Annotated in this window: 12 protein-coding genes; 8 read left to right on the forward strand and 4 right to left on the reverse strand. The window is 74.0% G+C overall.

The genetic code is table 11. The features are described 5' to 3' along the window. Positions 1–49: 49 nt before the first annotated feature. Positions 50–1036 (forward strand): aldo/keto reductase, encoded by a 987-nt coding sequence (locus Cch01nite_RS17145; RefSeq protein ID WP_203757678.1) that lies wholly within the window; start codon positions 50–52, stop codon positions 1034–1036. 15 nt (positions 1037–1051) lie between these two features. Here the strand turns inward: Cch01nite_RS17145 and Cch01nite_RS17150 are convergent, their stop codons facing one another. After that, a complete protein-coding gene (locus tag Cch01nite_RS17150; RefSeq protein ID WP_203757680.1) occupies positions 1052–1822 on the reverse strand; it encodes a hypothetical protein in 771 nt (256 codons plus the stop codon). Between the two features lie 5 nt (positions 1823–1827). Further along, positions 1828–2307, reverse strand: coding sequence for an OsmC family protein (locus Cch01nite_RS17155; RefSeq protein WP_203757682.1), 480 nt, complete (start codon positions 2305–2307; stop codon positions 1828–1830). Positions 2308–2418: 111 nt separating this feature from the next. Between Cch01nite_RS17155 and Cch01nite_RS17160 the strand changes: the two genes are divergently transcribed. The 6 genes from Cch01nite_RS17160 to Cch01nite_RS17185 all read left to right on the forward strand — a co-directional run bounded on the left by Cch01nite_RS17160 (position 2419) and on the right by Cch01nite_RS17185 (position 8227). Continuing rightward, positions 2419–3117: a GNAT family N-acetyltransferase gene (locus Cch01nite_RS17160; protein WP_203757684.1), complete on the forward strand. Its 699-nt coding sequence runs from the start codon at positions 2419–2421 to the stop codon at positions 3115–3117. 146 nt (positions 3118–3263) lie between these two features. Continuing rightward, positions 3264–3776 (forward strand): histidine kinase, encoded by a 513-nt coding sequence (locus Cch01nite_RS17165; RefSeq protein WP_203757686.1) that lies wholly within the window; start codon positions 3264–3266, stop codon positions 3774–3776. Positions 3777–3810: 34 nt separating this feature from the next. Further along, the gene (locus Cch01nite_RS17170) at positions 3811–4653 is read left to right on the forward strand and encodes a DUF4097 family beta strand repeat-containing protein (RefSeq protein ID WP_203757688.1); all 843 of its coding nucleotides are present in this window, start codon (positions 3811–3813) and stop codon (positions 4651–4653) included. Between the two features lie 56 nt (positions 4654–4709). Continuing rightward, the gene (locus tag Cch01nite_RS17175; RefSeq protein WP_203757690.1) at positions 4710–5528 is read left to right on the forward strand and encodes an ABC transporter ATP-binding protein; all 819 of its coding nucleotides are present in this window, start codon (positions 4710–4712) and stop codon (positions 5526–5528) included. Then, positions 5525–6364 carry an ABC transporter permease gene (locus tag Cch01nite_RS17180; protein WP_203757692.1) on the forward strand — a complete coding sequence of 280 codons (840 nt, stop codon included), beginning with the start codon at positions 5525–5527 and terminating at the stop codon, positions 6362–6364. Before Cch01nite_RS17175 ends, Cch01nite_RS17180 begins: the two co-directional genes overlap by 4 nt. Positions 6365–6463: 99 nt before the next feature. Then, entirely contained in the window at positions 6464–8227 is a 1764-nt protein-coding gene (locus tag Cch01nite_RS17185; protein ID WP_239070851.1) for a glycosyltransferase family 2 protein, read from the forward strand. Between the two features lie 31 nt (positions 8228–8258). On the opposite strand, the gene Cch01nite_RS17190 is transcribed toward Cch01nite_RS17185, so the two are convergent. Continuing rightward, positions 8259–8858 (reverse strand): hypothetical protein, encoded by a 600-nt coding sequence (locus tag Cch01nite_RS17190; RefSeq protein WP_203757694.1) that lies wholly within the window; start codon positions 8856–8858, stop codon positions 8259–8261. 207 nt (positions 8859–9065) lie between these two features. Here Cch01nite_RS17190 and Cch01nite_RS17195 point away from each other — a divergent pair, with 207 nt between their 5' ends. Beyond that, on the forward strand, positions 9066–9251 hold the full coding sequence (locus tag Cch01nite_RS17195; protein ID WP_203757696.1) for a hypothetical protein: 186 nt from the start codon (positions 9066–9068) through the stop codon (positions 9249–9251). A gap of 4 nt (positions 9252–9255) precedes the next feature. Here Cch01nite_RS17195 and Cch01nite_RS17200 read toward each other — a convergent pair. Then, a partial coding sequence (locus Cch01nite_RS17200) for an MFS transporter (protein WP_203757698.1) occupies positions 9256–10357 on the reverse strand: 1102 nt, incomplete at its 5' end.

The following is a 10357-nucleotide window of genomic DNA, read 5'->3' on the forward strand; positions in this document are numbered from 1 at the left end:
CCTCCGGCGTCGGCGGGCAGGCGGTCCCGACCACGGTAGCGTCGGCCGCATGGAGCAACGGGTGCTGGGCAGGACGGGTCGGCAGGTCGGGGTCGTGGGGCTGGGCTGCTGGCAGCTCGGCGGCGACTGGGGGTCGGTCGGCGACGACACGGCGCTGGAGGTCCTGCAGGCCGCGGTCGACGCGGGCGTCACGTTCCTCGACACCGCGGACGTGTACGGCGACGGGCGGTCCGAACGGCTCGTCGGGCGTTTCCTCGCGGAGCACGGCGGCGCCGGGCTGACGGTCGCGACCAAGATGGGCCGCCGCGCCGACCCGCACGTCCCCGGGGCGTACACGCTCGACGCGTACCGCGCCTGGACCGACCGGTCCCGCGAGAACCTCGGCGTCGACACCCTCGACCTCGTCCAGCTGCACTGCCCGCCGACGCCCGTCTACTCGCGCGACGCGACGTACGACGACCTCGACACCCTCGTCGCCGAGGGCCGGATCGCCTCCTACGGGGTCTCGGTGGAGACCGTCGACGAGGCGCTCACCGCGATCGCCCGCCCGCACGTCGCGACAGTGCAGATCATCCTCAACATCCTGCGGCGCAAGCCCCTCGAGGCCGTGCTGCCCGCCGCCGCCGAGGCGGGGGTCGGCATCATCGCGCGGGTCCCGCTCGCGTCCGGGCTGCTCTCGGGCAAGTACGACGAGCACACGCAGTTCGCCGCCGACGACCACCGCACCTACAACCGGCACGGCGAGGCGTTCGACGTCGGCGAGACGTTCTCGGGCGTGCCGTTCGAGGTCGGCGTGGCCGCCGCCCAGGAGGTCTCGTCGCTGACCCCGGCGGGGGCGTCGACCGCCCAGCTCGCCCTGCGCTGGATCGTCGACCAGCCCGGCGTGTCCGTCGTCATCCCGGGCGCGCGCAACCCGCAGCAGGCGCGGGACAACGCCGACGCGGCCGCGCTCGCGCCGCTCGACGCCGAGACCCTCGACGCGCTCCGCGGCGTCTACGACGAGCTGGTCCGGGAGCACGTGCACGCCCGCTGGTGAGCGGGCGGGCACCCGTCAGGAGTCGCCGGTCGGGGGGTTCTGCTCGGGGACGGCGGACGTGCGCCGGGACGTGAGCGACCGGAGCCTCGACGGACCCTTCGGCGGCGGCAGGATCGTGCGCGTCGCGCCGGGGCCGATCTCGACGACCTGCGGGAACGTCACGGGCGCGGGCCCGAACGCGGCGCGGGAACCGCGGATGACGGTCCGCCCCAGCGCACGCGCCCCGGTGATGCCGACGACGACGCCGATGCCGTAGGGGATCAGCCGGCCGATCGCGACACCGGTCTGCTTCGCGACCTGCGTCCGGACCATCCTGCGGGTCAGCGTGCTGTTGACCTTCTTCACCGTCGCGAGCGGCATCCGGGTCAGCAGCAGGCGTGCCACGGTGCTGCCGTTGAGCTCCACGGTGTCGCGCACCGCGGCCGCCCCCGGCTCGCCGAGGATCGTCGACAGCAGCAGCGCCGTGCGGCGGTCCGCGTCCTCGACCTCGATGCCGTGCACGCTCGCGACGGCCAGCGCGAACGCGGCCGACGCCCCGAAGAACGTCGCGACGTCGCTCGCCGTCAGCACCACCGCGACGCCCGTGCCGACCGCGGGGGCCGCCGCCGCCGCGCCCACCGCACCGCCGGCACCCTGCACGACCAGCAGGTACTCCTTCTCGAGGAGCCGGATGAGCTGTGCCGGGGTGGCCTCCGGGTTGCGGCGCCGGAGCTGGGCGACGTGCTGGTGGATGGTCGCCGACGGGATCGTGACGGCCTTCGCGAGCGCGGCGTCGAGGAACGGCATCGGCGTCAGCGCTCCCCGGCCACCGTCAGGCTCACGGTGGCGCCGGCGTCGAGGGTGCGGCCGACGGTGCAGTGCTGGTCGACCGCCCGGTGGATCACCGTGAGCAGGCGCTCGCGGGCCGCGGGGTCGAGACCGGACAGGTCCACGTCCATCGTCTCGAGGAACGCCGGGTAGCGGTCCTCCGCCTCGTCGCTCATGCCGCTCACGCTGATCGTCACCTGGACGTCGTCGCCCAGCCGGTGCGCGAGCGCGGAGTCGGACGACAGGCCGCTGCATGCGGCGAGGGCGATCTTGAGCAGCTCGCCGGGGCTGAACGCGCCCTCGTCGCCGACCGAGCCGATGAGCACCTCGGCGCCGCGCGAGCTGCGCCCCGTGTAGCGGCGCTTGCCCGTCCGCTCGACCCACAGGCGCGTGTCGCCGGCGTTCGTGGTCACGTCAGGGGTCGTCCCCGCAGCGGGCTCTGTCGCCGTCTGGTCCGTCGTCATCGGACGATCCTCGCACGGGGGCCCAGGGGGTGCGCGTGGGTGCGGTCCAGACTCCGGACACCTCGGGGGCGGGCGGTCCGGTCCCTCGTGGGGAGGCCTAGACTCCGCGCCGTGCACCCGGACCTGACGCTCGACGCCACCCTCGACAACCCCGCCTGGTTCGCCTTGACGGGTGTGCACGCGCCCTTGTCCGAGGGGACGGGTGGCGCGCGGCGCTACCGCCCGACGGTGTCGCCGTTCACCGCTCTGCGGGACGTCGCGGACGCCGGCGCGTGGGCCGACCTGGCGGCGCTCGTCGGGCCGGGGCAGCAGGTCCCGGTGACGAACGCCCCCGAGGTCCTGCCGGACGGCTGGACGCGAGGCTGGACGCTGCCGGGGGTCCAGATGGTCGCCACGGACGCGGTCGCGAGCGCGCCCGACGAGGAGGCCGTGGTGCTCGGCGCGGACGACGTCGCCGACATGCTCGCGCTGACCGGTCGCACGGAGCCGGGGCCGTTCGCCCCGGAGACGTACCTGATGGGGACGTACCGCGGCATCCGCCGGGACGGGCGGCTCGTCGCGATGGCGGGGGAGCGGCTGCGGCCCGGCGGGGCGACGGAGATCAGCGCGGTGTGCACCGACGCCGAGGTGCGCGGGCAGGGGCTGGCGACGCGCCTGGTGCTGGCCGTGGCGCACGGGATCCGGGAGCGGGGGGAGCTGCCCTTCCTGCACGCGTCCGCGCAGAACGAGCGGGCCATCCGGCTGTACCGCTCGCTCGGCTTCGAGGTGCGCCGGACCGTGGTGTTCGGCACGGTCCACACGCCCGCCTGACGCAGCGTGGTGTCGCTGATGCCGCGTGTGGTGTCACGGCCTTGACCTGCGACAACACGCCCGTGTCGCCTGCCTGACACCACGTGACGTCATTCGTGGCACCACACCTCTTGCCATGACACCATCAATGGTGTCATGATGACGTCATGGACCTGACGAGATATGTCGACGAGCTGCAGCACCAGCTCGCCACCGCATCCGCCGCCGGCGGGGACGAGGCGCGTGAGCTCGCCGACCGTCTGACGGCCCCGCTCGACGCCGCCGTGCGGCTCGTGCTGCTGGACGCGCTGTCCACCGCGGCGAACGAGATCACCGCCGAGCTCGCCCCCGGCTCCGTGGACGTCCGCCTCCGCGGTCGCGAGCCCGAGTTCGTCGTCACGCCCGCCCCGACCTCGGTGTTCGAGGACGCGCCGCCCGTGACGGTCGAGCCCGCCCGGCCCGCACCCCTCGACCCCGACGACGTGAGCACGTCCCGCACCACGCTCCGTCTTCCCGACCAGCTCAAGGCCCAGGTGGAGGAGGCGGCCGTCCGCGAGGGCGTGTCCGTGAACACCTGGCTCGTCCGGGCGGTCGCGGCCGCCCTCCAGCCCGCCGCACCCGCCCCCACCCCGGCCCGCAGCGCCAGCACCTCCGGTCGCCTGACCGGCTGGGTGCGCTGACCTCACACCTGCCACCAGAACGCGAGGACCGACCATGCCTGCTTTCGCGACCCCTGAACCGATCACCGTGAACGTCGACGTCGCCGTCGCCGCCGTCAACGTGCTCGCGACCGACCGTGCCGACACCGTCGTGACGGTCGCCCCGAGCGACCCGAACAAGTCCGGCGACGTCAAGGCCGCCGACGAGACGCGCGTCGACCTCCACGACGGCGCCCTGTCCGTCGTGATGAGCGCCCGGTGGCGCTACCTGTCCAAGTCGTCCGTCGAGATCACCATCGAGGTGCCGACCGGGTCGCACCTGCAGGGCAGCGCGCTCGGCGCCCTGTACACCCAGGGCCGGCTCGGGACCTGCGTGTTCACCAGCCGTGCCGGCGAGGTGTGGGTCGACGAGGTCGCCGGGCGGACCGAGCTGCGCGCGTCGGCCGGGTCGGTCGTCGTGGGCCGTGCCCTCGGTCCGACGGACGTCGTCGCCAGCGCCGGCGGTGTGCGGATCCGCGAGCTCGTCGGGGACGCCACCATCAAGTGCACCAACGGCTACACCGAGATCGGCGAGTCGACGGGGACCCTGCGGGTGCACGGCGCGCACGGCGCGATCACGATCCACCGCTCGCTCGGCGAGACGACGCTGCGGTCCGCGCACGCCGGCATCCGCGTCGAGCAGGCCGTCGGCGGCACGGTGCAGCTCGAGAACGCCTACGGCGCGATCGAGGTCGGGGTGCCCGAGGGCACGGCCGCCTGGATCGACGCCACGTCCCAGCACGGGATGGTCCGCAACCAGCTGGTCGGCGCGACCGGCCCCGAGGAGAACGACCGGACCGTCGAGGTCCGCGCCAGCACCAGCTACGGCGACATCGTCGTCCGGCGCCCGCTCGGCTGACACACCTGTTCCCACGTGACATCTGCACGCCCACCACCCACTCGAAGGAGACAGCCATGCCCATCTCCACCCGAGGGCCCGCGATCGAGGTCGCCGGCCTGCGCAAGACCTACCGCTCCAAGTCCGGCGACCAGCTCGTGCTCGACGGCGTCGACCTCGTCGTCCCCGCAGGCACCGTCACCGCCCTGCTCGGCCCCAACGGCGCCGGCAAGACCACCACCGTCGGCGTCCTGTCCACGCTCCTCAAGGCCGACGCCGGGACCGTCCGGGTCGCCGGCCACGACATCGCCCGCGAGCCCGACGCCGTCCGCGCCTCGATCGGCGTGACCGGCCAGATCACCGCGGTCGACGAGCTCCTCACCGGCACCGAGAACCTGCGCCTCATGGCCGACCTGAACCACCTCGGGCGGGCTGCCGGTCGGCGCCGGGTGTCCGACCTGCTCGAGCGGTTCGGGCTCGCCGACGCCGCCGCGAAGCCCGTCGCGACGTACTCGGGCGGCATGAAGCGCAAGCTCGACCTCGCGATGACCCTCGTGGGGGCGCCGTCCGTCGTGTTCCTCGACGAGCCGACCACCGGCCTCGACCCGCGCAGCCGCCGCACCCTCTGGGAGGAGGTGCGTGCCCTCGTCGAGAGCGGCACCACGATCCTGCTCACCACGCAGTACCTCGAGGAGGCCGACAGGCTCGCCGACGCGGTCGCCGTGCTGCACGGCGGTCGGATCGTCGCCGAGGGCACGCCGGACGAGCTCAAGGCGGTGCACGCCGCGGGCTCGCTCGACGACGTGTTCCTCGCCCTCACCGAGCCCCCCGCCGGCACCGACGCAGCAACCGCCGAGGACGACGTCCCGGCCGACGAGAAGGAGAACGTCCGATGACCACCATCGCCACCCCCGTTCCCACCGCGGTCGCCCGGCCCCGCCCGGTCGCCGACGTCCGCACCATGCTCCGCCGCAACCTGCTGCGGGCGGTGCGCTACCCGGGGCTCACCATGTTCATGGTGCTCGGCCCGCTCGTGATGCTCGTGCTGTTCGTGTACGTCTTCGGCGGTGCACTGGGCGCCGGCGTCGACCCCGGGGCCGCACCCGGCGCGGAGGCGCGGGCCGCGTACCTGGACTACCTGACGCCCACCCTGCTGGTCATCACCATCGTCGGCGCCGGGCAGTCCGTCGCGATCAGCGCGGCCATGGACGCGTACGGCGGGATCATGGCGCGGTTCAAGACCATGGCGATCTCGCCCGGGTCCGTGCTCTCCGGCCAGGTGCTCGGCACGGTCATCCAGGGCATCCTCGCGCTGGTCCTCGTGCTGGCCGCCGCGTTCGCGATGGGCTACCGGCCCGAGGCCGACGCGCTGGACTGGCTCGCGCTGGCGGGCGTGCTCGTCCTCCTGGCGTTCGCTCTCGCGTGGCTGTGCGTCGCGATGGGGCTCAACGCGAAGAGCGTCGAGACGGCGAGCAACACCCCGATGATCCTGCTGCTCCTGCCCTTCCTGGGCAGCGGATTCGTGCCGGTCGAGACGATGCCGACGCCCGTGCAGTGGTTCGCGCAGCACCAGCCGTTCACGCCCATCATCGAGACGGTGCGCGGCCTGCTCGCCGGCGGTGCGGGGCTCGACGGGTCGGTCGCGCTGACGGCCGTCGCCTGGCTCGTCCTGATCGGCGTCGCCGGGTACGTGTGGGCGCGGTCGCTGTTCCGCCGCGAGCGTCGCATCTGACCTGCTCGACCACGAGGACGGGCGGCCCTGAGGGTCGCCCGTCCTCGCGTGCGTGCCGGGTCGCGGGCGGGCCGGTGCGCGCAGTGCTTTCATTCGTCCATGGACGGTCCCGCCGCGGACGGCCAGGACCCCGGTCCGGGCGCGCGGAGCTGGCACCGACGGGCGGCCCGGCTGGGCTGGGTCGCCGTGGGGCTCGCGGTGGTGTCCGTCGGGCTCCTGGTGGCGGCGGTGTGGCTGCTGGTGAGCGGGACGCCCCGCCTCTCGGAGTCGGTGCAAGACCCGGTGGTCCTGCTCCCCGTCGCCGTCCCGGTCCGGGTGCCACGGGTCTCCGTGGTCCTCGGCGTCGGGCTCGCGCTCGCCGCCTTCGCGGTGGGCGTGGTCGCGCTGCAGGCCGCCGGAGCGATGCGGGTGCTGTCCCGGGGGCGTGGTCTCGAGCAGCCCGTGCCCGGGGCGTCGGCGGAGCTCGGCCGTGCGGTCCTGGGACCGACGGCCGCGCGGGCCCTCGAGCTCGACCGCCCGCCGTCGTGGCCGCTGTCCGCCGTCCCGGCGGCAGCCGGTGCCGCGGGGACGACGTTGCGCTGCACGGTGCTGATCCCCGCGCGCAACGAGGAGGCGGTCATCGGCCGGACGCTCACGTCGCTCGCGGAGCAGACCCGCCCGGCGCACCGGGTCCTCGTGCTCGCCGACAACTGCACCGACGCGACCGTGCCGATCGCCCGCGAGCGCGGCGTCGACGTCGTCGAGCTCGTCGACAACACGCGGCACAAGGCGGGCGCGCTCAACGCGACCCTCGCCCGGCTCCTGCCCGACGCGGGCGTCGAGGACGTGTTCCTCGTCATGGACGCCGACTCCACGATCACCCCGGACTTCCTCGAGACGGCCGTGGGGCTGCTGGAGGACGACCCCGACCTCATGGCGGTGGGCGGGCTGTTCTCCGGCGAGGACGGCGAGGGCGTCCTCGGGCAGCTGCAGCGCAACGAGTTCCTCCGCTACCAGCGCGTCATCGACCGCCGGGAGGGCAGGCTGTTCGTCCTGACCGGCACGGCGTCGGTGTTCCGCGGGTACGCGCTGCGCGCGGTCGCCGAGGCCCGCGGGTCCCTGGTCCCCGGCGTCAGCGGCGACGTGTACGACACGGCGGCCATGACGGAGGACAACGAGCTGACGCTCGCGCTGAAGTCGCTCGGGTCCGGGCTGACGTCACCGCAGCAGTGCCGCGTCACCACCGAGGTCATGCCCACGTGGCAGGCCCTGCGGCGGCAGCGGCTGCGGTGGCAGCGCGGCGCGCTCGAGAACGTCGGCGCGTACGGCTTCACGCGCACGACCGCGCGCTACTGGTCGCAGCAGCTCGCCCTCGCGTACGGCGTCATCGCGCTCAACTCCTACCTGCTGCTCATGACGATCTCGCTGCTCGCCGCCGACCGTGTCCGGTGGTCGCCGCTGTGGGTCGCGATCGGGCTGCTCTTCGTGGTCGAGCGGGTCGTCACCGCCTGGGCCGCCGGCTGGTGGGGCAGAGTCGTCGCGCTCCCGCTCGTCCTCGAGCTCGGCTACGCGCTGTTCCTGCAGCTCAGCTTCCTGACGTCGATGGTGCAGATCGTGCGCGGCCGCGAGGCCGGGTGGAACTACGTCCGGCGGGAGGTGGTCGCGGGCGCCGTCGTCCCGGCCGCCGCCGCCGTCGCGCTCGTGGCGGGCTGGTCGCCGCTGCCGGCCTCCGTGCTGGAGTCGCCGTTCGTCGAGGCGCTGACCCTGTTCGTCGGGGTCAACACCCTCGTGTTCGCGACCATGAGCGTGTTCCAGCTGCTGCCACCGATCCGCAAGTCGGTCCACCGGATCCGGCGCCGGCGTGCCGCGTCGTCCGCCGCATGACGGCGGCGGGCGGGTCGCGTGCGCGACGGTGTCAGCCGGGCTCGTCGAAGGTGATGGACGCGATCATCGCCTCCACCACGTCGACGTCCGGCACGTCGTCGACCGGGTGCAGGTACCCGAACGCGTAGGTGTAGCCCTCGTGGTCGACGAGCCAGTCGGTGAGTCGTGGGGAGGTGCCCTCGGCGAACACCCGGTCGACGCGGTACATCTCGCCGAAGGGGGCTTGTACACGGGACGGGTTGACGTTCCACACCGTGGCGCCGGTGTCGCCGACCTCCGTGGCGCCGAGGTGGTCGGCGACGGCGCGTCGGGCGCCCTCGTCGACGGGGCCCAGGCACACCCACAGCGCCAGGTGGTCGGGGTCGAACGTCACCGTGTACGACGTCGCGGCCGGCGCGTGGCGGCCGTCGTCGGGCACGGGCGACGACAGCGAGAACCCCGGGCAACCCGCCAGCGTGAGGTGCAGCGGATAGGGCAGCGACACCTCCGGGTCCGCGACGAGCTCCTCGACCGGCCACTGCGAGGTGTCGACGGGAGCCTCACGCCGCTCGACCAGCAGCGCGGAACCGACACCTGCCCCGGCCGACACCAGCGTCACGGCGGCAGCCGTGAGCAAGGTCGTGCGCCGCATGGGTCCTCCGCGTGGTCGGCTCGGAGCCTAGTGAGCACGGACCCGCGAGCTCCCGCTCGACGGGCGGCGGCACCCGATCGGACGAGCGCGTCAGGTGCCACCGTCCGGCGCGCCGGCACCGCTTGACCTGGGGCGGCCCTGAGGTCGACCGTGGGCGGCGGGTGGCATCGCCCCTGGTCACTGCGGTCTCGACACGAAGGAGCGGACATGGCGAAGGGCTCGGACGCCGGCGGTGCCGGGGGCGGGGCCGTCTACGGCCTCGGCCTCATCGGGGCGGCGGTGTACTACTTCCAGCAGGCGGACTCGTTCTGGTTGTTCGTGCTGGCGATCCCGAAGGCGATCATCTGGCCGGCGATCGTCGCGTACGAGCTGCTGAAGAGCTTCTACGGGTAGGTCGTCAGGCCGCGTCGTCCAGGCGTGACGCGCGGCGGCGGCCGAGCACGTCCCGCAGGGGCGGTACGACGACACCGGCCGCGTGCATGTCGGCGCGGGTCCGCCGCCGGGACCGCAGGACGCCGAGGACGCCCAGGGTCCACGGGACGACGAGCACCGCGAACGCCAGCCGGTACGCGTCGAGCGTGTACGTCGTGGCGCCCGCGGGGGAGACGAGCTGCAGCACGACGCCCACGGCGAGCACGGACCCGATCGTCGAGATGAACCCGCCCGTGTTGACGAACCCCGTGGCCGTGCCGAGCGACGCCGACGGCGACCAGGTCCGGGCGAAGTCCATGCCGACCAGCGACACCGGCCCGCCCGCGCCCACGACGGCGACGAACACGAGGAGCTGCCACATCGGCCGCGGCGTCGACGGCACCAGCAGGGCGACCCACACCAGCGCGGTCGCAACGCACGAGCCGAGCACCAGCCAGCTGCGCCGCAGCGGGTGCCGCGCGGTGAGGCGTCCGACGACGGGGCCGCTCGCCATCGCCGACAGCGTCAGCGTGGTGAGCAGCAGGCTGGCCTGCGCGGGCGTCAGGCCCTGCGCGGTCAGGAAGAACGGGACGCCCCACAGCATGCCGACGACGTTCGCGCTGAACGGCGTCGCGAAGTGGCTCCAGAACCCGAGCCTGGTCCCGGCGGGCTGGACCGCGGTGCGGACGGCGCTCGTGAACCGTTCGGACCGGACCGCCGGCGCGCGCAGCGTCCGGTCCCGGATCCCGACGAACGCGCCCGCCGAGGCCAGCAGGCCCGCGACGGCCAGCGTCTCGAACGTCGCCGACCACCCGTGCGCGTGCAGCAGCCACGCGACGGGGATCGCGGACGCGAGCTGACCGGACTGCCCGATGACCCCAGTGACCTGCACCATCACCGGCGCGCGGCGGGGCGGGAACCAGTCGGCGACGAGCCGGATCGCGCTGATGAAGATGCCTGCGTCGCCCGCACCGATGAGCACGCGGGCCACCAGCGCCGTCGGGACGTCGTCGGACAGGGCGAGCACGAGCTGCCCGGTCGCCATGACGAGCGACCCGGTGGTGATGATCGCCCGAGGGCCGAACCGG

This window comes from Cellulomonas chitinilytica, assembly GCF_016862675.1.
GTDB lineage: Bacteria > Actinomycetota > Actinomycetes > Actinomycetales > Cellulomonadaceae > Cellulomonas > Cellulomonas chitinilytica.